23 protein-coding genes are annotated in these 24,103 nt (G+C 70.9%); 18 read left to right on the plus strand and 5 right to left on the minus strand.

What is annotated here, in order from left to right:
- Positions 1-3: 3 nt before the first annotated feature.
- The 4 genes from AB0C19_RS26190 to AB0C19_RS26205 are packed head-to-tail and all read left to right on the plus strand — an operon-like array spanning position 4 to position 4,152.
- Positions 4-1,185 carry a CbiQ family ECF transporter T component gene (locus tag AB0C19_RS26190; protein WP_357189518.1) on the plus strand — a complete coding sequence of 394 codons (1,182 nt, stop codon included), beginning with the start codon at positions 4-6 and terminating at the stop codon, positions 1,183-1,185.
- Positions 1,182-2,816 (plus strand): ATP-binding cassette domain-containing protein, encoded by a 1,635-nt coding sequence (locus AB0C19_RS26195; protein WP_357189520.1) that lies wholly within the window; start codon positions 1,182-1,184, stop codon positions 2,814-2,816. Before AB0C19_RS26190 ends, AB0C19_RS26195 begins: the two co-directional genes overlap by 4 nt.
- On the plus strand, positions 2,813-3,625 hold the full coding sequence (locus AB0C19_RS26200; protein WP_357189522.1) for an ECF transporter S component: 813 nt from the start codon (positions 2,813-2,815) through the stop codon (positions 3,623-3,625). Before AB0C19_RS26195 ends, AB0C19_RS26200 begins: the two co-directional genes overlap by 4 nt.
- 17 nt (positions 3,626-3,642) lie before the next feature.
- Positions 3,643-4,152, plus strand: coding sequence for a signal peptidase II (locus AB0C19_RS26205; RefSeq protein ID WP_357189524.1), 510 nt, complete (start codon positions 3,643-3,645; stop codon positions 4,150-4,152).
- Here the strand turns inward: AB0C19_RS26205 and AB0C19_RS26210 are convergent.
- Genes AB0C19_RS26210 through AB0C19_RS26225 form a run of 4 tightly spaced genes read right to left on the minus strand, consistent with a single transcriptional unit; the run spans position 4,141 to position 7,652 of the window.
- The gene (locus tag AB0C19_RS26210) at positions 4,141-4,755 is read right to left on the minus strand and encodes an LUD domain-containing protein (protein ID WP_357189526.1); all 615 of its coding nucleotides are present in this window, start codon (positions 4,753-4,755) and stop codon (positions 4,141-4,143) included. The two genes, AB0C19_RS26205 and AB0C19_RS26210, sit on opposite strands and share 12 nt — an antisense overlap.
- Positions 4,752-6,197 carry a LutB/LldF family L-lactate oxidation iron-sulfur protein gene (locus tag AB0C19_RS26215; protein ID WP_357189528.1) on the minus strand — a complete coding sequence of 482 codons (1,446 nt, stop codon included), beginning with the start codon at positions 6,195-6,197 and terminating at the stop codon, positions 4,752-4,754. The genes AB0C19_RS26210 and AB0C19_RS26215 overlap by 4 nt, the downstream gene beginning before the upstream one ends.
- Positions 6,194-6,904 (minus strand): (Fe-S)-binding protein, encoded by a 711-nt coding sequence (locus AB0C19_RS26220; RefSeq protein WP_357189530.1) that lies wholly within the window; start codon positions 6,902-6,904, stop codon positions 6,194-6,196. Before AB0C19_RS26220 ends, AB0C19_RS26215 begins: the two co-directional genes overlap by 4 nt.
- Positions 6,905-6,932: 28 nt before the next feature.
- Positions 6,933-7,652: a GntR family transcriptional regulator gene (locus AB0C19_RS26225; protein WP_357189532.1), complete on the minus strand. Its 720-nt coding sequence runs from the start codon at positions 7,650-7,652 to the stop codon at positions 6,933-6,935.
- 112 nt (positions 7,653-7,764) lie between these two features.
- Between AB0C19_RS26225 and AB0C19_RS26230 the strand changes: the two genes are divergently transcribed.
- From AB0C19_RS26230 to AB0C19_RS26255, 6 genes are all read left to right on the plus strand, one after another.
- On the plus strand, positions 7,765-8,604 hold the full coding sequence (locus AB0C19_RS26230; protein ID WP_357189534.1) for a fumarylacetoacetate hydrolase family protein: 840 nt from the start codon (positions 7,765-7,767) through the stop codon (positions 8,602-8,604).
- Positions 8,605-8,630: 26 nt separating this feature from the next.
- Positions 8,631-9,392 carry an SDR family oxidoreductase gene (locus AB0C19_RS26235; RefSeq protein WP_357189536.1) on the plus strand — a complete coding sequence of 254 codons (762 nt, stop codon included), beginning with the start codon at positions 8,631-8,633 and terminating at the stop codon, positions 9,390-9,392.
- Positions 9,393-9,404: 12 nt separating this feature from the next.
- Positions 9,405-10,316: a hypothetical protein gene (locus tag AB0C19_RS26240; protein WP_357189538.1), complete on the plus strand. Its 912-nt coding sequence runs from the start codon at positions 9,405-9,407 to the stop codon at positions 10,314-10,316.
- Between the two features lie 271 nt (positions 10,317-10,587).
- Positions 10,588-11,586, plus strand: coding sequence for an RNA polymerase subunit sigma-70 (locus tag AB0C19_RS26245; protein ID WP_357189540.1), 999 nt, complete (start codon positions 10,588-10,590; stop codon positions 11,584-11,586).
- Between the two features lie 26 nt (positions 11,587-11,612).
- Complete coding sequence (locus tag AB0C19_RS26250) at positions 11,613-11,927, plus strand: DUF6069 family protein (protein ID WP_357189542.1); 315 nt, start codon at positions 11,613-11,615, stop codon at positions 11,925-11,927.
- A gap of 152 nt (positions 11,928-12,079) precedes the next feature.
- The gene (locus AB0C19_RS26255; RefSeq protein WP_357189656.1) at positions 12,080-13,405 is read left to right on the plus strand and encodes a carbohydrate-binding domain-containing protein; all 1,326 of its coding nucleotides are present in this window, start codon (positions 12,080-12,082) and stop codon (positions 13,403-13,405) included.
- A gap of 18 nt (positions 13,406-13,423) precedes the next feature.
- Here AB0C19_RS26255 and AB0C19_RS26260 read toward each other — a convergent pair whose 3' ends face one another.
- A complete protein-coding gene (locus tag AB0C19_RS26260; protein WP_357189544.1) occupies positions 13,424-14,197 on the minus strand; it encodes an FCD domain-containing protein in 774 nt (257 codons plus the stop codon).
- A 183-nt stretch (positions 14,198-14,380) separates the two neighbouring features.
- Here AB0C19_RS26260 and AB0C19_RS26265 point away from each other — a divergent pair, with 183 nt between their 5' ends.
- The 8 genes from AB0C19_RS26265 to AB0C19_RS26300 all read left to right on the plus strand — a co-directional run bounded on the left by AB0C19_RS26265 (position 14,381) and on the right by AB0C19_RS26300 (position 24,042).
- Entirely contained in the window at positions 14,381-15,619 is a 1,239-nt protein-coding gene (locus AB0C19_RS26265) for a sugar ABC transporter substrate-binding protein (protein WP_357189546.1), read from the plus strand.
- A gap of 75 nt (positions 15,620-15,694) precedes the next feature.
- On the plus strand, positions 15,695-16,648 hold the full coding sequence (locus AB0C19_RS26270; protein ID WP_208646462.1) for a sugar ABC transporter permease: 954 nt from the start codon (positions 15,695-15,697) through the stop codon (positions 16,646-16,648).
- The gene (locus AB0C19_RS26275) at positions 16,645-17,460 is read left to right on the plus strand and encodes a carbohydrate ABC transporter permease (protein ID WP_238683956.1); all 816 of its coding nucleotides are present in this window, start codon (positions 16,645-16,647) and stop codon (positions 17,458-17,460) included. Before AB0C19_RS26270 ends, AB0C19_RS26275 begins: the two co-directional genes overlap by 4 nt.
- A 7-nt stretch (positions 17,461-17,467) precedes the next feature.
- Positions 17,468-18,616 carry a galactonate dehydratase gene (gene dgoD / locus AB0C19_RS26280; protein ID WP_357189548.1) on the plus strand — a complete coding sequence of 383 codons (1,149 nt, stop codon included), beginning with the start codon at positions 17,468-17,470 and terminating at the stop codon, positions 18,614-18,616.
- 31 nt (positions 18,617-18,647) lie between these two features.
- Positions 18,648-19,877, plus strand: a complete 1,230-nt coding sequence (manD, locus tag AB0C19_RS26285) for a D-mannonate dehydratase ManD (RefSeq protein WP_357189550.1) — start codon at positions 18,648-18,650, stop codon at positions 19,875-19,877.
- Positions 19,867-20,457 carry a gluconokinase gene (locus AB0C19_RS26290; RefSeq protein ID WP_357189552.1) on the plus strand — a complete coding sequence of 197 codons (591 nt, stop codon included), beginning with the start codon at positions 19,867-19,869 and terminating at the stop codon, positions 20,455-20,457. The genes manD and AB0C19_RS26290 overlap by 11 nt, the downstream gene beginning before the upstream one ends.
- A 55-nt stretch (positions 20,458-20,512) precedes the next feature.
- Positions 20,513-22,219 carry an ABC transporter ATP-binding protein gene (locus AB0C19_RS26295; protein ID WP_357189554.1) on the plus strand — a complete coding sequence of 569 codons (1,707 nt, stop codon included), beginning with the start codon at positions 20,513-20,515 and terminating at the stop codon, positions 22,217-22,219.
- Positions 22,216-24,042 (plus strand): ABC transporter ATP-binding protein, encoded by a 1,827-nt coding sequence (locus tag AB0C19_RS26300; protein ID WP_357189556.1) that lies wholly within the window; start codon positions 22,216-22,218, stop codon positions 24,040-24,042. Before AB0C19_RS26295 ends, AB0C19_RS26300 begins: the two co-directional genes overlap by 4 nt.
- Positions 24,043-24,103 lie beyond the last annotated feature (61 nt).

The raw sequence follows: 24,103 nt of genomic DNA on the forward strand, positions 1-24,103 counted from the left end.
CCGATGCGCCCGATCCGTACCAGCCTTGTCCATCGCCTCGCGGTAGCCCGGCTGCCGCGCTCCCTGCACCCGGTGGCCTGGTGGCTGTGGGCGCTCGCGCTGGCCACCGCCGCGAGCCGCACCAGCAACCCCCTCCTCCTGCTGCTCATCTTCGCGGTGCTCGGATTCGTGGTCAGCGCCCGCCGCACTGACGCGCCCTGGGCACGGGCGTTCCGCTACTACCTCTACCTCGCGCTGATCATCATCGCGATCCGGGTGGTGTTCCGGACGGTCTTCGCCTCCGGCATCACCCCCGACGACCACATCCTGTTCCGGCTCCCGCAGCTGCCCACGCCCGAGTGGTACGCGGGAATCCAGATCGGCGGTCCGGTCTCCCTGGAGGCGACACTGTCCGCCGCCGTCGACGGGCTCCGGCTGGCCTGCCTGCTGTGCTGCATCGGCGCCGCCAACAGCCTCGCCAACCCCAAACGTGCCCTGCGGGTCCTCCCCGGCGCGCTGTACGAACTCGGTGTCGCCGTCACCGTCTCGCTGAGCGTCGCACCGCAACTCGTGGAGAGCGTCCAACGGGTCGCCCGTGCCCGCCGGCTGCGTGCCGGACGGGCCAGGGGCCTCGGTGCCGTGCGGGCCATCGTGATGCCGGTCCTGCACGACGCGTTGGACCGGTCGCTGCGGCTGGCCGCCGCCATGGACTCCCGCGGTTACGGCCGGGTCGGCACCGCCACGCCTGGCTCGCGGCGGCTCACCGGTGTCCTCATGCTCACCGGCATGGCCGGCCTGTGCGTCGGCGTGTACGGCCTGCTCGACCCGCGCGTGCCCCGCCCGGTCGGGCTCGGCGGCCTCGGCGGTGGTGTGCTGCTCTGCGTCGCCGGGATGGCGCTCGGTGGGCGTCGGGTCTCCCGCAGCCGCTACCGGCCCGACCCGTGGCAGTGGCCGGAGTGGACGGTCGCCGGCTGCGGCGTCGTCACGGCCGTCGTGCTCGGTGCCGGCACCGGCTACGACCCCGCCGCGCTCAACCCGAGCCTCTACCCGCTGCACTGGCCCACCCTGCCCGCGCTACCGGCCGCCGCGATCCTCGTCGCCGCCATCGCGGCGATCGCCGCACCGACACCGCCACGCCCGCACCGACCGCAGCCCGCCGCCGCCGCGCGAGGCCGCGCCGCCGACACCGCAGGAGCACCGTCATGATCCGCTTCGAGCGCGTCAGCATCACGTACGACGGCGCGCCCCGCCCCACAGTCCGCGACGTCGACCTCGACATCGACGAGGGGGAGCTGTGCCTTGTCGTCGGCCACACCGGCGCGGGGAAGTCGACACTGCTCGCCGCGATCAACGGGCTCGTCCCGCACTTCAGCGGTGGCACCCTCCAGGGCAGCGTGCGCGTCGCCGGCCGGGACACCGCCCACCATCCACCCCGGGAGTTCGCCGACCTGGTCGGCGTTGTCGGGCAGGACCCGGTAGCCGGGTTCGTCACCGACACCGTCGAGGAGGAGCTGGCGTACGGGATGGAGCAGCTCGCGCTCGACCCGGCGGTGATGCGGACCCGGGTGGAGGAGACCCTCGACCTGCTCGGCCTCGTCGACCTGCGCCACCGTGGCCTGCACGAACTCTCCGGCGGTCAGCAGCAACGGGTGGCGATCGGCGCGGCGCTGACCGCCCACCCACGGGTGCTCGTCCTCGACGAACCCACCTCCGCGCTCGACCCGACCGGGGCCGACGACGTCCTCGCCACCATCACCCGGTTGGTCCACGACCTCGGTGTCACGGTCGTGCTGGCCGAGCACCGCCTGGAACGGGTCCTGCCGTACGCCGACCGGCTCATCCACGTCGCCCGCGACGGCAGTGTCCGCCACGGTGACCCGGCCACGCTCGTCGCCGGCACCACAGTCGCGCCGCCGGTCGTCGCACTCGGGCGCCTGGCCGGCTGGTCACCGCTGCCGCTGTCGGTACGCGACGCCCGCCGGCACGCCACCACACTGCGCGACCGGCTACCCGCCACGCCACCGCAGCCACACCGCCACTCCCACGCCGACGCCCGGAACGCGCTCACCGCCACCGGTGTGATCGTCCGGCACGGGTCGGTCGTCGCCGTCCGTGGAGTCGACCTGACCCTGGTACGCGGTGAGATCACCGCGCTGATGGGGCGCAACGGTTCCGGCAAGTCGTCACTGCTCTGGGCTTTGCAGGGCTCGGGTCGCCGGGACGGTGGCGCCGTCGTCGTGCCCGACCCGACACACGGCGACCTCGACCCGGGTCGGGTGGGTGCCAGCGAGGCCCGCCGACTCGTCGGCCTCGTTCCGCAGACCGCGACCGACCTGCTGTACCTCGACACCGTCGACGCCGAACTCGACCAGGCCGACCGCGACGGCGCCGAACCGGGCAGCGCGCGACGGCTCCTCGACGGCATCGCGGCCGGCATCGACGGCGACAGCCACCCCCGGGATCTGTCCGCCGGGCAGCAACTCGCCCTGGTCCTGGCCATCCAACTCGCCGTCACCCCCGGGGTGTTGCTCCTCGACGAGCCCACCCGTGGACTGGACTACCAGGCCAAGGCCGCGCTGACCCGCACTCTCGACGACCTCGCCGCGCAGGGCCGCGCCGTCGTGGTGGCCACCCACGACGTCGAGTTCGCCACCGCCACCGCCGACCGGGTGGTGGTGATGGCCGACGGTGAGATCGTCGCCGCCGGATCCGTCCCGGCGGTCCTCACCGCGTCGCCGACGTTCGCCCCGCAGGTCGCGAAGATCCTCGCACCGCTGCCGTACCTGACTGTCGGGCAGGTCGCCGCCGCCCTCGACGCTCCGGCGGTGCCCGCATGACGACACTGAACGTCGCGGTCCGGGTGCCCGCCCGCGCCGTGCTCGCGATCACCATGGCGTCGTTCCTCGGTTTCGTGGCGTTCCTGTGGCCGTTCGTCGTCGCGCCGGGAACCTTCGGCTCCACCCAGACCCCTCCGCTGATGTTCGGGGTGCTGCTGCTCCTCGTCCTCGCCGTCATCTTCGCCGAGATCGCCGACGGCAGGATCGACGCCAAGGCGCTCGCCATGCTGGGCGTGCTGTCAGCGATCAACGCGGCCCTGCGACCACTCGGCGCCGGCACGGCGGGCATCGAGACGGTCTTCTTCGTCCTCGTGCTCGCCGGTCGGGTCTTCGGGCCCGGCTTCGGCTTCGCGCTGGGCTGCACCTCGCTGTTCGCCTCCGCCCTGCTCACCGGGGGAGTGGGACCGTGGATGCCGTACCAGATGTTCGGCTGCGCCTGGGTCGGCATGTTCGCCGGCCTGCTGCCCCGGGCCCGGGGACGGGCCGAGATCGTCCTGCTCGCCGCCTACGCGGCGGTGAGCGGATACTTCTTCGGCTTCATGCTGAACCTGTCCTTCTGGCCGTTCTCGCTCGACCCGACCAGTTCGATCGCCTACCAGCCCGGCCTGCCGGCCCTGGAGCAACTCCACAGGTACCTGACCTTCTTCACAGTCACCTCGCTGGGCTGGGACACCGGGCGGGCGGTCACCACAGCAGTCCTCGTCACACTCGCCGGGCCGGCGGTGCTCGGCGCATTTCGGCGTGCGGCCAGGCGGGCTCGTTTCCGGGCTGCCCCGACGTTCACCATCGGTGGTGACGGTCACCGCTGACCGGCTAGGGTTCGCTGATGTTCCGCGCCGTCGTTTTGATCGCTGCTGTGGTGCTCGCCGCGGATCAGCTCACCAAGTACTGGGCCGAGTCCGCGCTCTCCGGCGGGCAGACCATCACCATCCTCGGTGACCTGCTGCAACTGCGACTCCTGTACAACCCGGGCGCCGCCTTCTCGATCGGCTCCGCGTACACCTGGATCTTCGCGGTGTTCGCGGCGGCGGCGGTGGTCGCGGTGACTGTCGTCGCGTGGCGGGTCACGTCGCGCGCCTGGGCGGTGGCGTTGGGCCTGGTGCTCGGCGGCGCGACCACGCACCTGCTGGACCGCCTCTTCCGGGAGCCGGGGTTCGCTCGCGGGCACGTGGTGGACTTCATCGACTACGCCGGGTTCTTCGTCGGCAACGTCGCCGACATCGCCCTGGTGGTCGGCGTGGGCATCGTCATGCTGCTCAACGTGCGCGGCATTCCGCTGCGCGTGACGGCGGGCGAGAGCCGCAGCGACGAGCAGGTGCCGTCGTCAGGCTCCTGAGCCGCCCGCTGGGCCGATCAGGACGACCTCCAGCCGGCGTGGGCCGTGCACTCCCTCGACACGGTTGAGCTCGATGTCACTGGTCGCGGACGGGCCGGAGATCAAGGTCAGCGGGGCGCGCGGGTCCAGTCGGGTCAGCGCCTCCGGCAGCAGACCGACGACCTGGTCGGTGCGCACGACGCAGATGTGCCGGTCGGGCACCAGGGTGAGCGCGCGCCGCCCCTGCGCCGGGCCGGCGTCCAGGATGATGGTGCCGGTGTCGGCGACCACGACGGCGCAGCCGGTCAGGACCGCGTCCAGGTCGTCGAGCGCGGCCGGTGACAGCGGCGGCGCGTCGCGGTGCAGCTCTCCGGCGTAGCCGGCCAGCCAGTCGGCGGGGACGTCGGTGGGGACGGCGAGCCGGTCGACCCCACCGAGCAGTCGGGGTAGGGCGTCGATGCCACTGTGGACGACGGCCCGGTAGTCCTCCAGGCGATCGACCAGGGTCCCGATCACGTCGGAGCGGTCGTCGGCCCGGCGGTACCCGCGGGGCACCTGCACCGGCGGCGGGCTGTCGGCCAGCGCCGTCCGGAGCCGCGCCAGGATCTCGTCACGTGCGCTCACTGCTTACCCCACCATTCCCGGAAGGTCTGCGGCGCGGGCAGCGGCAGGTCGCGCGACCGGGTCCACGCCGAGGCGGGCCAGGGCAGTCGCCGCAGCGTCCGAGCGCCGGTGCGCCGCTCACGGTACGCCCCGAGCGGCCCCGCGCCGGCCCGGGCCAGGCGCAGGGCGGCAGCCCAACGTCGGGGGCTGCGCATCACCCAGGACAGGACGCGCATGGTGGCCCGTTCGACGGGTGGGTGCGGTGCCTGCTGGCGGAGGTGAACCAGGATCTCCGGAATGTTGATCTTCACGGGACAGACGTCGTAGCAGGCGCCGCAGAGGGTCGACGCGTACGGCAGCGAGGCGTTGTCAGCCACGCCGGTCAGCTGCGGCGACAGGATCGCCCCGATCGGCCCCGGGTACACCGAGCCGTACGCGTGCCCGCCGGCCCGCTCGTACACCGGGCAGACGTTCAGGCACGCGGAGCAGCGGATGCACGACAACGCGGGCCGCCCGACCGGGTCGGCGAGCACCGCGGACCGGCCATTGTCGACGAGCACGATGTGCACGTCCTGCGGGCCGTCGCCGGGGGTGACGCCGGTCCACATCGAGGTGTACGGGTTCATCCGCTCGCCGGTCGAGGATCGCGGCAGCAGTTGCAGGAAGACCTCCAGGTCGCTGAAGGTCGGCAGCAGCTTCTCGACGCCGACGACGCTGATCAGCGTCTCGGGGAGGGTGAGGCACATGCGGCCGTTGCCCTCGGACTCCACCACCACGAGCGTGCCGGTGTCGGCGACGGCGAAGTTGGCGCCGGAGACGGCGACCCGGGCCGAGAGGAAACGCCGTCGCAGGTGGGCGCGGGCCGCCTCGGCCAGCGCGGCCGGTTCGTCGCTCAGGTCGGCCGGCGCGTCGGCCATGCGACGCTGGAAGATCTCCCGGATCTGGGCCCGGTTGTAGTGGATGGCCGGCACCAGGATGTGCGAGGGGGTGTCGTCGCCGAGCTGCACGATCAGTTCCGCCAGGTCGGTCTCGTACGCGGCGATCCCGGCGGCCTCCAGCGCCTCGTTGAGTTCGATCTCCTGGGTCGCCATCGACTTGACCTTCACGACCTCGTCGGCCCCGGTGGCCCGGGTCAAGGCGACGACGATCCGGCACGCCTCGGCAGCGTCGCGGGCCCAGTGCACTGTGGCGCCGGCAGCGGTGGCGGACGCCTCGAACTGCTCGAGCAGCTCCGGCAGGCGACGTTGGACGTCCGCCTTGATCGCCGAGCCGGCGTCGCGCAGGGCCTCCCAGTCCGGTACCTCGTCGACGACCCGTGCTCGCTTGGCCCGGATGGTGCGGGTGGCCCGGTGCAGGTTGGCCCGGAGTTGCGTGTCGGCGACGGCCGGCTTGGCGGCGGTGGGAAACGGCAGCGGCGTGCGGATCCGCCCGCCCCCGGTGGCGGGTGCGACCGGTGGGTTCATGAGGTGGCTCCCGTCTCGGCGAGAATCTCGGCGTAGTGCACGGCCCGTACGCCCGAGCGGTGGCGGTCGAGGCCGCCGCCGATGTGCGCCAGGCAGGAGTTGTCGGCCGCGGCGAGCACCAGCGCGCCGGTGTCGCGGACCCGGGCGCACTTGTCGGTGAGCATCGCGGTGGAGACGTCCGGGTTCTTCAGGGCGAAGGTGCCGCCGAAACCACAGCACTCCTCGGCGTCGCCCAGCTCGACCAGCTTGATCCCGCGCACCTCGCGCAGCAGGGTCAGCGGCCGGTCGCCGAGGCGCAACATGCGCAGGCCGTGGCAGGTCGGGTGGTAGGTGACCGTCTCCGGGAACTCGGCGCCGACGTCGGTGACGCCGAGAACGTCGACGAGCAGCTCGGACAGCTCGTACGTGCGGGCGGCCACCGAGGTGGCGGGCGGGTGCAGACGCGGGTACTGATCGCGGATCATCGCGGTGCACGACCCGGACGGCGCGACGATGGCGTCGTAGGAGTCGAAGATGTCGACGTAGTTGCGCACCATGGGCATGGCCTCGGCCCGGTAACCCGTGTTGGCGTGCATCTGCCCGCAGCAGGTCTGGTCGGTGGGGAAGTCGACGGTGTGGCCGAGCCGCCGCAGGATGCGGGTGACAGCGATGCCGGTGGCCGGGAACGCGAGGTCGTTGACGCAGGTGATGAAGAGGGCGATCCGCATGGCGGCTCCTCGGAGGTGTGGGGGTGGGTCACGCCGAGTCGCGCGGTGTTCCGGGGGTGGGGAGCTGGTCGAAGGCGGGCAGGTGACGCTCCCGGGCGGCGCTGAGGTGGGCGCGCATCGCCTCGGTGGCGGCTGCCGCGTCGCCGGCGACGATGGCGGCGGCGATGCGCTGGTGCTCGGTGTTGGTGTCCGGCGCGCCGGCGACCGGGAAGTACAGCCGGTGCAGGTGCAGGTGTGAGTGCAGCCGCGTGATGGTGTCCCGCAGCAGGGGGCTGCCGGAGACCTCGGCGATCAGGTCGTGGAACTTCGCGTCCAGCGCGGTGAAGGCGGCGTGTCGGCGATAGCCGTCGCCGGCCTCCACGTCGATGCTCGCCGCCGCCTCGACGCTGATCCGTTGGCGGGCTTCGGCGGAGGCGTGCGTGGCGGCCCGCCCGGCGGTGGCGCCCTCCAGCAGGTGGCGGACGTCGAACAGGTCGTCGAACTCGGCACGGCTCAGCAGCGGCGTGGTGGTGTAGCCGGAGAGCGGGCGTTTACGGACCAGACCGTCGGCCTCCAGCCGGGCGAGGGCCTCGCGGACCGGGGTGGGGGAGACGTCCAGTTCCCGTGCCAGCGCGTCGATGTTGACCCGCTCGCCGGGGGGAAGGATGTGGTCCATGACCAGCGTCTTTATCGACTCGTAGACGTCCTCGGTGAGGGTGAGTCGTCGGGCGGGACGGAGTCGACCCTCGCGAGGGTCCTGCTGGGTCATCTCGTCTCCTCAGCCACCCCTTGACTGTGCCGTTGTGAGCGAGTACACACTAGCAAGGCAACATCCTATAGGAAATAGGGGCTTTGCGCCCTATGCACTGGAGGTCGGGTTCGTGAGATTCATGCGCGTCGGGCCGGTGGGGCGGGAGCGTCCCGTGCTGTACGTCGACGGGCGGCACTTCGACCTCTCGTCGCTCACCCCCGACATCGACGGCGAGTTCCTCGCCGGCGACGGCGTCCGGCGGGTTCGCGAGGCCACCGACCTGCCCGAGATCGACATCACCGGTCAGCGGGTCGGCGCACCGATCGCCAGACCCGGGGTGGTGCTCTGCGTGGGGCAGAACTACGCCGCGCACGCCGCCGAGTCGGGGGCCGAGCCACCGACCGACCCGATCATCTTCTACAAGGCGCCCAACACCGTCGTCGGCCCCTACGACGAGGTCCTGATCCCGCGCGGATCGACGAAGACCGACTGGGAGGTGGAGTTGGCGGTGGTGATCGGCCGGACGGCCCGCTACCTCGCCTCACCGGCCGACGCCCTCGGGCACGTCGCCGGGTACGTGCTGTCCAACGACGTCTCCGAGCGGGACTTCCAACTCGCGGTCTCCGGCGGCCAGTGGTCGAAGGGCAAGTCCTGCGAGACGTTCCAACCGCTCGGCCCCTGGCTGGTCACCGCCGACGAGATCGCCGACCCGCAGGCGCTGCGGTTGCGGTCCTGGGTCAACGGCGAGCCCCGCCAGGACTCCAGCACCAAGGACATGATCTTCGACGTGGCGTACTTGGTCTGGCACCTGTCCCAGTACACAGTCCTGGACGCGGGCGACGTCATCAACACGGGCACCCCGCAGGGAGTGGCACTTTCCGGCCGCTTCCCGTACCTGTCCGTCGGCGATGTGATGGAGGTCGAGATCGACGGCCTCGGTCGGCAGCGCAACACGCTCCGGGACGCCTGATGCGGTGTGACGGTCTCGTGGCGGTGGTGACCGGAGGTGGATCGGGGATCGGTCTCGCCTGCGTACGGGCGTTCACCGCCGCCGGCGCCCGGGTGGGTGTCCTGGACCTGGAGCTGTCCGGCCTGCCGGAGGATCCCGGCGTACTCGGCGTCCGAGCGGACGTGGCAGACCGGTCCTCCCTCAGCGCGGCCGTCGCCTCGGTCGCGGCAGCGTTCGGCGGCATCGACATCCTGGTGAACAACGCCGCCATCTCGGCAGTGGGCACTGTGGAGGAGGACGACGACGAGCAGTGGAGCCGGGTACTCGACGTCAACGTCTCCGGCGTGGCCCGAACCAGCGCCGTCGCCCTGCCGTACCTGCGCCGTTCGTCGTCCGCGGCGGTCGTCAACATCTCCTCGATCGCGGCGACCGTCGGCCTGCCCCGACGCGCCCTGTACTCGGCGTCGAAGGGTGCCGTGCACGCCCTCACCCTCGCCATGGCCGCCGACCTGGTGACGGAGGGCGTCCGGGTCAACTGTGTCGCCCCCGGCACCGTCGACACGCCGTGGGTGGCTCGCCTTCTCGCCGGCGCGGCCGACCCGACGGCCGAGAAACGGCAGTTGGCCGCCCGCCAGCCGACCGGCCGACTGGTGACAGCCGACGAGGTGGCCGCCGCCGTCGTCTACCTCGCCTCGCCCGTGACCAGGTCGGTGACCGGTACCTCGTTGGCCGTCGACGGCGGCATGTCCGGCCTGCGCCTGCCCGCCCCGGTGCCGCCCGCGGCCGGTACTGCCGAACCGGGCGCGTGACATGATTGCGGCATGGGGAAACAGCAGGACGTCGGCGCGGCCGACCGACACAGCCAGTCCGGCACCACCGCCCACCGTCCGATCGGTGGCAGCGCTGACGCTCGGCTCGCCCTCGCCCAAGACCCCACAACGCCACAAATGACCCTTATCGACCTGGCGTCCGACCCATCGGAGCTGGTCCGCAAAGCGGTCGCCTCACGGGCCGACGCACCAGCGCAGGCCCTGCGACCGCTCACCCGTGACCATGATCGTCAGGTCCGGGAGGCCGTCGCGCGGAACCCCTCCACCTCGATCGCCAACCTCATGCGCCTGGTCAAGGACGCCGACCGGTGGGTCCGCTGGGCAGTCGCCGGCAACCCGGCCTGTGACGAGTCGATCCGCCAGGTCATGTCGCAGACCTCGGACAAGGAGCTTCGCGGTCTCCTCGCGGAGAGTCGTGAGCTGGAGCCCGAGCTGGCCGCCAAGCTGATCAACGACGTGTCACCCGAGGTACGGGAACGACTCGCCACGCACACCCACGACCCCGACGTGATCACCGCCCTGCTGGCCGATCGCACCGCACGCGTACGCAAGGGGGCTGCCCGCAACCCGCGGACCAGCGCCGAGCAGCGCAGCGCGCTCGCCGCGGACCCGGTGGTCGACGTCCGTGCCGCGCTGGTGCGGGCCGTCGAGCTGAGCGAGGCGGACCTGGCCCGCCTGGTCGACGACCGCGCGGTGCAGGTCCGACTGGCGATGGCGACGTCCGAGTTCGTTCCGTCGCACATCCGGCAGGCGCTCGCTCGTGACGCCGACGAGATGGTGGCCAGCGCGGCACGGGACTACCGCCCCGGCGCCGGCAACGCCTCCGCCGTGCGAGCGCCCCGCATCGCGCACCGGCCCTCCGCCACCGGTGCGGGTCGATCGGGTGGCGGCACGGCCCAGTAGGACCACGCTCGCGCCTCACCGGTCCGCCGGGAGGCGGATGCGCCCGCGAGCGTGATGACTCACCGGCATAAAGATGCCTGTGAGTCATCACGCTGGTCGGGGCGTCCGCCCTATGACGACGACCGTACGGGTTGGTGAGGCCAGCTGCCGCCGGTGGCCGTCGGATCAGTACGGCCGCCACTCACCAACTCGATCAGACCCGAGTGATGAGTTGTCGCGTCCGCGCCCGTCATACCTAGGACAGGACATGACGAGGCGGAAGGATGACGTGATGAGTGCGAACACGCGGCTGGAGGAGCTGGGCGTGAGCGGTCTGAGCGAGGTCGACGAGCCGGCGTTCTCGGGGCTGGCGCAGCGGCACCGGCGGGAACTGCACGTGCACTGCTACCGGATGCTCGGGTCGTTCGAGGACGCCGAGGACACAGTGCAGGAGACGTTCCTGCGTGCCTGGCGGCGGCGGGAGACGTTCGAGGGGCGGTCGACGTTCCGGGCCTGGCTGTACCGGATCGCCACCAACGCCTGCCTCGACCTGCTCGCCAAGCGCCGCCCGGAGCCGGCGACCGGCGGCGAGGTGCTGTGGTTGCAGCCCTACCCGGACCGGCTGCTCGACGAGCTGCCAGCGGGCGACGCGGACGAGCCGGAGACCGTCGCCGTCGCGCGGGAGACGATCGAGCTGGCGTACCTGGTCGCGGTCCAGCATCTCGCGCCGCGTCCGCGGGCCGTGCTGATCCTGCGGGACGTGCTCGGCTGGCCGGCGAAGGACGTCGCGGAGCTAATCGGGGACTCGGTCAACTCGGTCAACAGTGCCCTGCAGCGGGCGCGTGCCGGCATGCGGGAGCACCTGCCCGCCGAGCGGCAGGACTGGACCGGGGGCGAGGAGGACGCCGGCACGCGCGAGCTGGTGCGCCGCTTCACCGACGCCAGCGTGGCCACTGACGTCGACGTGCTCGCTGGCCTGCTGCGGGACGACGTCCGCTGCTCGATGCCACCCACCCCGGGCCTGTACGTCGGCCGCGACGCTGTGGTGAACAACTGGGTCGAGGACGGCTTCGATGGCATGACGGGCCTGCACGCGGTCCCCACCTCGGTGAACCGCCAGCCCGCCGTCGCCTTCTACCACTGGCGCAAGCAGGAGGGCGCGTACCTGCCGCTGACCATCGACGTCCTGCGCGTCACCGGCGGCAGAATCACCGAGATATTCACCTTCCACGACGACCAGTTCCCGCGGCTCGGGCTGCCGGAGCGCCTGCCGGCGGACGGCACGGAGTAGTCCCATGTGGACACTCACGCTGCGCCGTGGCGCGCGTCACCGGCCCGGCAGCGGGCCGACCCAGCCACACCCACCGATTCCGCGGGCTCGCCGGCACCGGCTTGACTGCCACGCTCGTGGCGGTGGTGAGCACCACCCTCGCCGCCGCGCTGGCCCGAGCCGCTGGCATCGACTTCGAGATCCCCGATGGTGGCGAGACGATTCCGTTGTCCGGGTTCGCGGTGGTGACCGGCTTCTTCTCGGTAGTGGGTGTCGTCATCGCCCTCCTCGGGCTGCACCTCGTCGCCGCGGCGGTGATGATCCCGGTCCTGGCACGGAGCCTCAGTGCCCGGACCGACTGACGCAGTACAACTCAAGTACGCAGGATGGCTGTTAAGTATTCACATGTGTCGTCCCGATTCGTCCTAGGCTACGAATGCCCAGCTTCTGGGCGTACGTCGACAAGGGAGGATCAGCGGTGCGAATCAGGAGATCAGGGTCCACGATCGTGGCGATGGCCGTGGCGACAGTGGTCGTCATCGCGGGGGGAGCGTTCGCCGGCAGCACGGCCAGCGCCGCCGAGGCATCCCCGTTCACCGTCGTGGACGGTGCGATCCGTACGGCGACCGGCACCCCGGTGCCCGCGTCCGGCACGCACGCCTCGCTCTGGGGCAACTCCAGCTATGCCAGCACCAGCATCAGCGGCTCCGGGCGAGTGGTGATCGGGGCGGTCGGTGACAACTGCCAGGGCTGGCCGACCGTCCGGGTGACGGTCGACGGCGTCGACGTCGGCCAGACCACGATCGTCAGCGCGACCAGTTACGGCACCTACCCGGTCGGCGCGGCGGTCGGCGCCGGCCAGCACACGGTGCGGATCCAGCTCGTCAACGACTTCCGGGCCGACTCCTGCGACCGCAACGTCCACATCGCGTCCGCGCGGATGGAGACCGAGGGCACCACCGACCCGAAGTTCAGCTTCGCCGTCCTGCCGGACACCCAGCAGGAGGTGCTGGGCAGCTCGGACCCTCGGTTCCTCAACCGCACGAACTGGTTGGTGCAGAACCGGTCCGCGCTTGACCTGCGCTTCGTGACCTCCTCCGGTGACGTGGTCAACTGGGACACCCCGGACCACGCGCAGTACGTCATCGCCCGTAACGCGATGCGGCCGATCGAGAACGCCGCCATCCCGTACGCGCTGGCTCTCGGCAACCACGACACCCAGGCGACCGGCGTCGGCGGCTCCGCCCGCGACCCCGCCCGCACCCGCGAACTCGTCCGCGACACCAGCGTGTTCAACCAGTACTTCACAGTCAGCCAGTACCGCGCGGTCCGGGGGCAGTTCGAGGCCGGCAAGGTCGACAACTCGTACTCGACCTTCGCGGCCGGTGGCGTGCAGTGGATGGTGCTGACCCTGGAACTCTGGCCCCGGGTCGCGGCCGTGAACTGGGCCAGGAGCGTCGTCGCCGCCAACCCTCGGCACAACGTCATCGTGGTCACCCACGACTACATCGACGGTAACGGCGCCATCGAGCAGAGTGCCGGGTACGGCGCGACGAGCCCGCAGTACCTCTTCGACAACCTGGTCAAGCAGTACGCCAACATCCGGTTCGTCTTCTCCGGTCACACGGGCATCGCCGCCAACCGGGTCGACACCGGGGTCAACGGAAACAAGATCTACTCGTTCCTCCAGACGTTCCACTCCAACAGCACCAACCCGGTACGCCTGGTCGAGGTCGACACCGCCGCCAACTCGCTGCGGACCTGGATCTACGCGCCGTACACGAACCGGTCGTTCACCGAGTACGACAGGTCGTTCACGGGTATCGGCGTGGTCCGCTGAGGCGATCGAGGGGCCCGGTCAGCGTCTGATCGCCCCGCGGTCGGGCTCGCCGGTCTGCTCCCACAGCGACTTCATCTCGTCGAAGGCCTGTTCCATCAGCTGCACCATCGCCTGCCGGGCACGCTCCCCGTCGCGCCGCTGGATCGCCTGGGCGACGTCGGCGTGCATCTGGAGAGCCTGCTCATGCGGGTGGTGCGGCATGAGGTGGTGCTTGTGCCGGCCGGTGAGCACCTCCGCGACCAGCTCCTGGAGCCGGACGAACATCTCGTTGCCGGAGGCGAGCAGGACGCGCCGGTGAAACTCGATGTCGAGGTGCAGGAAGCGCTCCTCGTCGCCGGCTTCGCCGGCGGCCCACATCTTCGCCGCCAGCCCGACGAGATCGCTCGCCTCGTCACGGCCGATCCGGCTGGCGGCCAGGTAGGCGGCGTGGGGCTCGACGGCGGTGCGCAGCTCGGTGATGGAGCGGAGCTGGGCCATCCGGCCGGCCGAGGCGAGACGCCAACGGATCACCTGCGGGTCGAAGACGTTCCACGCGCTCGCCGGTCGGATCATCACACCTACCCGTCGGCGTGCCTCGATGAATCCGATCGAGGCCAGCACCCGTAGCACCTCACGGACGACCGAGCGGGACACCGCGTACCTGTCGACCAGCTCGTCGATGTTGAGGACCGATCCGGGTGCCAGCTCACCGCCGCAGATGGCGGTGCCGAGGTGTTCGAGGACGCGCGCGTGCAGCCCGGACTCGGCGGGGAGGGCCGGAGCGGCTGCAACCTCTGGTGAGGACGGTTCCACTCAAAGATCATATCATTTGCATCTACCTCTTGAGGTAATCCGCTTAATCGGCCTAGCATCCGGATGTTAAGCGGATGTAACGCCGAGGTAGCGGCTCTCTCGGGGGCGGCGGCCACGACAGAAGGAGAGACAAGCGTGCGACGTCGATCGATAATCGGCATTTCTCTGGCTGTGGTCGCCGCCATGAGCCTGACCGCCTGCGGCGGCGACGACGGCGGCGAGGGCTCGAAGACCGTCCGCGTGACACTTGTCAACCACGTGTGGACAGAGAACATCAAGAAGGTCCTGCCGGAGTTCGAGAAGCAGTCCGGCCTCAAGGTCGAGGTCACCCAGCTCGGTGAGGACCAGCTCTCCGACCAGTACAACGTCAAGCTGAACGCCGGGTCCGACGACCTCGACGTGATGATGTACCGGCCCCTTCAGGAGGGGAAGCTGTTCGGCAAGAACAAGTACCTCGCCGACCTGAGCGAGAAGGTCAAGTCCGACAGCGCCTTCGAGTTCGGTGACTTCCAGGCCGGGCCGATGCAGGCGACGACCTACGAGGACAAGGTCGTCGGGCTGCCGATCATCACCGAGCAGGAGGTCCTCTACTACCGCAAGGACCTGCTGGCGAAATCCGGCTTCACCGCGCCGCCCAAGACCCTCGACGAGCTCAAGGCGCAGGCCGCGAAGATCGAGGCCGACAACCCGGGCGTCGCCGGCTTCGTCGCTCGTACCGGCAAGGCCGCCGCTGTCACACAGTTCTCCAGCTTCCTCTTCAGCTTCGGCGGCGACTTCGTGGACGCCAGCGGGAAGGCCACTGTGAACACCGAGCAGGCCAAGCAGGCGTACGCCTACTACGGCGGGCTGCTCAGGGACCACGGCCCGGAGAACATCAGCACCGACATGAGCTGGTCGGAGGCGATGGCGATCTTCACGCAGGGCAAGGCCGCCTTCTACACCGAGGCCAACTCGCTCTACAAGAACGCCACCGACCCGACCAAGTCCAAGGTCGTCGACTCCGTCGGCTTCGCCGCCTTCCCGGCCGGCCCGGCCGGATCGAAGCCGTACAACATCCCGTCCTGGGCGCTCGGCGTGAACGACAGCTCGGAGAACAAGGACAACGCCTGGAAGTTCATCCAGTGGGCCGCCGGCAAGGAGCAGGCGCTGGCGCAGCAGACGGCCGGCGTACCCGGTGCCCGCACCTCTGTCTGGGCGAACCCGGCGGGTACCGCCTCCTACCCGAAGGACCTCGCCGAGGCCAACACGGTCAGCACCGCCAACGGGGTCGGGCACGACCGTCCGCTGGTGGTGAAGGTGGCCCAGGCGCGGGAGATCGTCGGCCAGCCGATCGTCGACGCGATCACCGGCAAGGACGCCGCCAGCTCGGCGGACACGGCGAACGCGGCGTTCCAGAAGTTCCTCGACGACGAGGCGAAGTAGCACACGCGCAGGGCGGCGGGGCCCACCGGCTCCGCCGCCTCGCCGGGACCTGACCCCTCCAACCCGGAGTTCTCAATGTCAGCCGTTCTCACCCCCCGTACCGATTCGCCCGAGGCCCCCGCGGCGTCAGTGGATACGACGTCGGCCTGGTCGCGTTGGGCCAACGAACACCGCAAGTGGCTCTTCGCGGCACCCGCCATGGCGTTCGTCGCCGTTCTCATCATCTTTCCGGTGGCGTGGACCGGGTACCTGAGCCTGACCGACGCCGAGGGTTCGGTACGCGCTGAGTCCGAGTTCATCGGCTTCCAGAACTATCTCGACGTGCTCACCGACACCGACCGGTTCTGGCCGGCGGTCTGGCGCACCGTCCTCTTCACCGGCGTCGTGCTGTTCTTCGAGGTCATTCTCGGCATGGCGATCGCCCTGCTGCTGTGGCGGCCCTTCCGCGGTGAGAAGTGGGTCCGCGTCGCGATCCTCCTGCCGCTGGTGGCCACTCCGGTGGCGGTCGGCATGATGTGGCGCCTGATCTTCGACCCCAACATCGGGATGGCGAACCAACTGCTCGGCTGGATCGGAATCGGCCCTCAACCCTGGCTGGCCGGGCAGCACTCGGCCCTGCCGACGACGATGTTCATCGACATCTGGCAGTGGACGCCGATGGTCGTGCTGATCCTGCTCGCCGGACTCACCTCGCTCTCCGACGAGCCGCAGGAGGCGGCCCGGATCGACGGCGCCAGCAGTTGGCAGCGGTTCCGGCACGTCACCCTCCCGCTGCTGATGCCCACCGTGATCGTCGCCATCCTGCTGCGCGGCATCGACGCCCTTAAGACGTTCGACATCCTCTACGCCACCAAGGGGCGCGGCGGCGGTTCCTTCCACGAGGTCGAGACCCTCAACGTGTACGCGTACGGCCTCAGCTTCGACTACAACGACTACGGCGTCTCGTCGACAGTCCTCATCATCTTCTTCCTGATCATCATCGGGGTGATGTGGGCCCTCACCTATCGCAAGAAGGGGCTGGGCCGATGAAGCCGAGCAAGCCGTACCGGGTGTTCCGCAACTCGGCTCTCGTCGTCGTGGTGTTCGCGCTGATGGCGCCCCTGCTCTGGATGATCGCGGCGTCCTTCAAGACCAACGTGGACATCTACGACACGGCCAAGGCGTTCGTCTTCTCACCCAGCCTGAAGAACTACGAGACGGTTCTCCAGCAGGCGAACTACCTCGAGTTCATCGGCAACAGCCTCTGGGTGGCGTTCGCGGCCACCACGCTGTCGCTCCTGCTCGGGGTGCCCGCGGCGTACTCGATGAGCCGGTTCAGCATGAAGAAGTCGGCGCTCGTCGTGCTCATGGCCCGGGTCATCCCCGGAGTCTCGCTCCTGGTGCCCTGGTACTACGTCTTCTCGAACCTGAAGATGGTCGGCGGCTTCACGGTGCTGATCCTGAGCCACATGTTCGTGTCGCTCCCGCTGATCGTCTACATCATGATGGGCTACTTCGACGGCCTGCCGACCGAGTTGGAAGAGGCAGCGCTGGTCGACGGGCTGACCCACATCGGCGCGTTCCGGCGGATCACCCTCCCGCTGTCGGTGCCCGGCGTCGCGACCGCCGGCATCCTCTCCTTCATCTTCTCCTGGAACAACTTCATGTTCGCCCTGGTGCTCTCCGGCTCCGACACCAAGACGCTCCCGGTCGCGATCTTCGACTTCGTCGGCTACGCCAGCATCGACTGGGGCGGCCTGATGGCCGCCGCGACAGTGGTCACCCTGCCGATCATGCTGATCGCCCTGTTCGTGCAGAAATACGTCGTCTCCGGCCTCACCGCCGGTGCGACGAAGGGCTGATCGGGACATGACGACGATCGCGAAGGTGGAGACGTTCCTGGTCGCGCCCCGCTGGCTGTTCGTCCGGATCGAGACGGAGTCCGGCATCGTCGGCTGGGGCGAGGCGACCTGCGAGGGCCGCTCCGAGACCGTGCGCACTGCCGTCCACCAACTCAGCGAGCTGCTCACCGGACGGGACGCCCTGCGCATCGAGGATCACTGGCAGGTGCTGACCAAGGGCTCCTTCTATCGGGGCGGCCCGATCCTGGCCAGTGCGGTGTCCGGTCTGGACCAGGCCCTCTGGGACATCGCCGGAAAGCACTACGGCGCCCCCGTGCACCAGCTCCTCGGTGGCCCGGTCCGAGACCGGATCCGGGTCTACGGCTGGATCGGTGGTGACGAGCCTGCCGAGATCCGCGACCAGATCAGCGCCCGGATCGAGGCGGGCCTGACCGCTGTGAAGATGAACGCGTCCGGGCGGATGGGCGCGCTCGCCTCGGTCGCCGACCTCGACGCTGTGGTGCAGCGGGTGGCCGTCGCCCGCGAGGTCCTCGGCGACGACCGCGACGTCGCCGTCGACTTCCACGGTCGGTTCACCCTCGCCAACGTCCGGAGGGTCGCTCCGCTGCTGGAGCCGTACCGGCCGTTCTTCCTGGAAGAACCGGTGGTGCCGGAGAACTCGCACCTGATCGGTGAGGTCGTCCGCTGCACCACCACCCCCGTCTCGACGGGGGAGCGGCTCTACAGCCGGCAGGAGTTCCTGCCCGTGTTGCAGGCCGGCATCGCCGTGGCCCAGCCGGACCTCGCGCACGCCGGCGGCATCACCGAGGTTCGCAAGATCGCCACGTTGGCCGAGGTGTACGACGTGCAGCTCGCCCCGCACTGCCCGCTCGGGCCGATCGCCCTCGCCGCCTGTCTCCAGGTCGGCTTCGCCACACCCAACTTCCTGATCCAGGAGCAGAGCATCGGCATCCACTACAACCAGGGCGCCGAGGTGCTCGACTACTGCCTCGACCAGACCCCGCTGACCTTCGTCGACGGGTACGTGCGGCGGTTGACAGCGCCCGGCCTCGGCATCGAGATCGACGAACACGCCGTGCGGACCGCTGACAAGCGCGGGCACGCCTGGCGCAGCCCGACCTGGCGGCACCCCGACGGCTCCTACGCGGAGTGGTGAGACCCCGACCGGCGAGAACGAAAGGCACCCCGTGAAGATCGTCGCAGCAGACATCATCGTGACCAGCCCCGACCGGAACTTCGTCACCCTCAAGATCACAACTGATGAGGGCATCACCGGTCTGGGCGACGCCACGCTCAACGGCCGCGAGCTCTCCGTCGCCTCGTACCTGCGTGACCACGTCGCCCCGCTGCTGATGGGCCGGGACCCGCACCGGATCGAGGACACCTGGCAGTTCCTGTACCGCTCGGCGTACTGGCGCCGGGGCCCGGTCACCATGGCGGCCATCGCCGCGGTGGACGTCGCGCTGTGGGACATCTTGGCCAAGGCCGCCGGCATGCCGCTGTACCAACTCCTGGGCGGCGCGTCGCGCACCGGCATCATGGCGTACGGGCACGCGTCGGGGCGGGACATCCCCGAGCTGTTCGACTCGATCCGTCGCCACCTCGACGAGGGCTTCAAGTCGATCCGGGTACAGACCGCGGTGCCCGGGATCAACGCGGTCTACGGCGTGGCCGCGCAGCCCAGCGCCACCGGCCAGCGCTACGACTACGAGCCCGCGCAGCGCACCCCGCTGCCCGCCGAGGAGGACTGGGACACCCGCGCGTACCTGCGCCACCTGCCGTCGGTCTTCGAGGCGGTGCGCGGCGAGTTCGGCCCGGAGTTGCCGCTGCTGCACGACGGTCACCACCGGATGACCCCGATCCAGGCCGCCAAGCTCGGCAAGGCCCTCGAACCGTACGACCTGTTCTGGCTGGAGGACTGCACCCCGGCCGAGAACCAGGAGGCGCTGCGGCTGGTCCGCCAGCACACCACCACCCCGCTGGCCATCGGTGAGGTCTTCAACACGGTCTGGGACTACCAGACCCTGATCCGCGAACAGCTGATCGACTACGTCCGTTCCGCTGTCACCCACACCGGCGGCATCACGGCGATGCGCAAGCTGCTCGACTTCGCCGCCCAGTACCAGATCAAGTCCGGCATCCACGGCCCCACCGACATCTCCCCGGTGGGCATGGCCGCGGCGCTGCACCTGGACCTGGCCATCCACAACTTCGGGATCCAGGAGTACATGAAGCACACCCCGCTGGCCAACGAGGTGTTCCGGCAGTCGTTCACCTTCACCGACGGCTACCTGCACCCGGGCGACCAACCGGGGCTCGGGGTGGAGCTCGACGAGGAGGCGGCGGCGCGATTCCCGTACGAGCCGGCGTACCTGCCGTTCAACCGGCTCAAGGACGGCACGGTCCATGACTGGTGAGCGGCGCGGCGCCCGGCCCACCCGGCACGTAGTGGTGATGGGCGTCTCCGGGGCGGGCAAAACCACAGTGGCGCGCGGGATCGGCGTGGCGACGGGGCTGACGTTCGCCGAGGCCGACGAGTTCCACTCCCCGCAGAACGTGGCGCGGATGCGCTCCGGGGTGCCGCTGGACGACACCACCCGGTGGCCGTGGCTGCGGGACATCGCCGGGTGGATCGCCGATCGCGGCGCGGAGGGCCGCTCGACGGTGCTGGCCTGCTCGGCGTTGAAGCGGTCGTACCGGGACGTGCTCCGCCAGGGCCCGTTCCGGGTGGACTTCCTGCACCTGGACGGCCCGGTGGAGGTCATCCGAGCCCGATTGGCCCGGCGCGAAGGCCACTACATGCCGGCCAGCCTGCTGGAGTCGCAGCTCGCCACGCTGGAACCGGCCGAGCCGGACGAGGCGGTGCTCGTACTCGATGTCTCACTGCCCCCGGAGGCCCTGGTCGCGGCGGCCATGAAGGGTCTCGGTCTGCCCGCCTCGGTGCCGGTCGGGGAGCACCGGGACCGCGCGTCCAATCCCACTTCGGGGGCATGTTAGGTTAGCCTGCCCTAATCGTAGTGGAGTCCGTCGCCGTGCCCTCATCGATCCGAGCATGACAGTCGCCGAGACCACCGGTGGTGTGGTGCTCCGTCGCGCGCTGCGTCGACAGCGCGCCCGGGTGGCCGCCGGCATCGCGCTGCTCTGCACCCACCAGGCCACCGAAGCCCTCGTCCCGGTGGCCATCGGCGTGGTCATCGACCGTGCGGTGGCCACCGGGGACGTCCGCGCCCTGCTGCTCTCGCTGGCCGGCCTGGCCGCCCTGTTCACAGTGCTCGCCTTCGCCTACCGGGCCGGCGCACGACTGGCGTTCGCCGCCGTCGAACACGAGGCGCACGCCACCCGGGTCGAGATCGTCCGCAGCGCCCTCGACCCGCGCGGACGCCGCTCGGGCATGCGCGACGGCGAGCTGCTGTCAGTGACGGCCTCCGACGCCGAGTTGTCAGCGCTCGTCGTGCGGGTCGCGGGACTCACCGCCGCGGCACTCACCGCCATCGTGGTCGCGGCCGTCGCGCTGCTCGTCGTCGACGTCCCTCTCGGCCTCGGGGTGCTCATCGGCGTACCCCTGCTGGTCGTCGCCCTCCAACGGATGGCGCCGCTGCTCACCCGGCGCAGCACGTCGCAGCAGGAGGCGCTCGCCGCCACTACCGCCCTCGCCGTCGACCTCGTCAGCGGCCTGCGCGTGCTGCGCGGCATCGGCGCACAGGACCACGCCGCCCGCCGGTACGCGGGATCCAGCCGCCACGCGCTCGACGTCACCCTGCGCGCCGCCACCACAAAGGGTCTGCACCTCGGGCTCACCACCACTGTCAACGGCCTCTTCCTCGCCACGGTCGCCGGATTCGCCGGTTGGCTCGCGCTTCAGGGCCGGCTCACCATCGGTGAACTCGTCGCCGTGGTCGGGCTGGCGCAGTTCATCGCCGAGCCGGTGCAGACCCTCGGGTACTGCGTCCAACTGTTCGCCATGGCCCGAGCCTCCGCCGGGCGGGTCGCCCGGGTCCTCGGCGCCGCGCCGGTCGTCCAGCCGGGTGACGCCGGGCCGCCCGCCCCGAGCCCGTCCCGGCTCGCCCTCGACGGGGTCTCGTACGCGGGCCTCGACGACGTCAGCCTGCGCGTCCGCGCCGGTGAGATCCTGGGCGTGCTCGCCTACGACCCGAGCGAGGGCGAGGCGCTGGTCGCTCTGCTGGCCGGCCGGGTGCCCCGCGCGGACCACCGGGGCACGGTCCGCATCGACGGCGTGTCCGCCGACGAGCTGCACATCGACGCCGCGCGCGCAGTGGTCCTTGTCGAACAGCATGACGTGGCGCTGTTCGAGGGGACGTTGCGCGCCAACCTCAGCGCCGGCGCCTTCGTCGACGACGAGGTGCTGCGTGCCGCCGTACGGGCTGCCGCCGCCGAGGACGTGCTCGCCGCGCACCCGCACGGGTTCGACCGCCTGCTCACCGAACGCGGGTCGAACCTCTCCGGTGGGCAGCGACAGCGGATCGGGCTGGCGAGGGCGCTCGTCGCCGATCCGCCGGTGCTCGTGCTGCACAACCCCACCACGGCTGTCGACGCGGTGACCGAGGGGTTGCTCGCCACCAGGCTGGCCGAGGCTCGCGGGGCGGGACCCCGCGGCACGGTGCTGATCACCACCAGCCCGGCACTGCTGCGGATCACCGACCGGGTCGCGGTGATCGACCGGGGACGGGTCGTCGCCGAGGGTCCGCACGAGCGGTTGCTCGCCAGTGACGCCCGCTACCGGGAGGAAACCCTGCGATGACGTCCGAGCCGATCACCCGGCACCTGCTGCCGACGGCCACCGGCCGGCAGACCTGGGCTGCCCTCCGCACCGAGCTGGCGCTCCTGCCGGGGCTCAGCGCCGTCGCCGGCACGTTGCTGATCGCCGCCGCCGCGACCGGGCTGGTCGCCCCCTGGGTCCTCGGGCGCCTCGTCGACGACGTCATCGCCGGGACCGACACACCTCGGGTGGTGGCCTGGGCCGCCGTGATCGCGGGCGCCGCCGTGCTCGCGGGGCTCCTCACCGCGGTCGGAGCGGCGGTCGCCGCGCGTCTCGGCGAGACGGTGCTGGCCCGACTCCGGGAGCGGGTCCTCGACCGGGCCCTGCACCTGCCCTCGGCCACTCTGGAGCGGGCCGGGACCGGGGACCTGGTGGCCCGTGCCGGCGACGACGTGGCAGTGGTGACGAATGTGATCGCCACCAGCGGCCCCGCCTTCCTCGGCGCGCTGCTGTCCGTCGTGCTGACCGGGGCGGGGCTCTTCGCTCTCGACTGGCGGCTCGGCATCGCCGGGTTGGTCGCGGCCCCGGCGTACGCGGTGGCGCTGCGCTGGTACCTGAAGCGGTCGGTGCCGTACTACGCCCGCGAGCGGGTGGCGACGGGCGAGCGCGCCCAGGCGACGGCCGAGGCGCTGCGGGGCGCGGCGACAGTGCGCGCCTACCGGATGGAGGACGCCCACGTCGTGCGGATCGCGGAGCGCTCCGGCGTCGCCCGCGACCTGTCGCTGGAGATCTTCGGTCTCTACACCCGCTTCGGGCTGCGCATCAACCGCTCCGAGTTCGTCGGGCTCGCCGCCGTGTTGCTCGCCGGCTTCCTGCTGGTCCGCGGTGACCTGGCCACCGTCGGCGCCGCCACCACTGCCGCGCTCTACTTCCACCGACTCTTCAACCCCATCGGCCTGCTGCTGTTCGAGTCGGACTCGGTGTTGCAGGCCGGGGCCAGCCTGGCCCGACTCGTCGGGGTCACCACCCTGCCGGACACCGCTACCCCCGCCGGCACCGAGCCCGACCGCCACGATCGGGGTGTACCGGCGGCACTGGAGGTGACCGTCGGGCGACACCGCTACGACGACGGGCCGGTGGTGCTGCGGGACATCGCCCTGCGTCTCGCCCCCGGGGAGCGCGTCGCCCTGGTCGGCGCGAGCGGTGCGGGCAAGAGCACCCTCGCCGGCATCATCGCCGGCATCATCGCGCCCACCGACGGTGCGGTGACCCTGCGCGGCGTGCCGCTGGCCCAACTCGGCGAGCACCGCCTCCGTCGGGAGGTCGCCCTGATCAGCCAGGAGGTGCACGTCTTCGCCGGCCCGCTCGCCGACGACCTGCGCCTCGCCGACCCCGACGCCACCGACGCCGAGATCGCCACCGCCCTCGACCTCGTCGGCGCCACCGAGTGGGTGCGGACCCTGCCGGACGGCCTCGCCACAGCGGTGGGGGAGGGTGGGCGGCAGCTCACCTCGGCCCAGGCCCAGCAGCTCGCACTGGCCCGCCTCATCCTCGCCGATCCGGCCGTCGCGGTCCTCGACGAGGCCACCGCCGAGGCGGGCAGCGCTGGCGCACGCGACCTCGACCGCGCCGCCGTGGCGGCCACCGAGGGACGTACCACTCTGATCGTCGCCCACCGACTCAGCCAGGCGGCCACCGCGGACCGCATCGTCGTCCTCGACCAGGGGCGCGTCGCCGAGCACGGCACGCACGCCGAACTGCTCGGGGCCGGGGGCGGGTACAGCAAGCTGTGGCGCTCGTGGAGCATGCCCGACCCCGTGGTCCCGCGGGAACGCGAGAGCGCGGACCAGCCCGTCCCGAGCTGAGCGGCAGCGGTTCCCATTACCTCGGACATCCGCGAGATCAGTCGAACCTGGGAACCTCGGG

It is taken from the genome of Micromonospora sp. NPDC048842 (genome assembly GCF_040649935.1).
Classification (GTDB): Bacteria; Actinomycetota; Actinomycetes; order Mycobacteriales; family Micromonosporaceae; genus Micromonospora; species Micromonospora hortensis.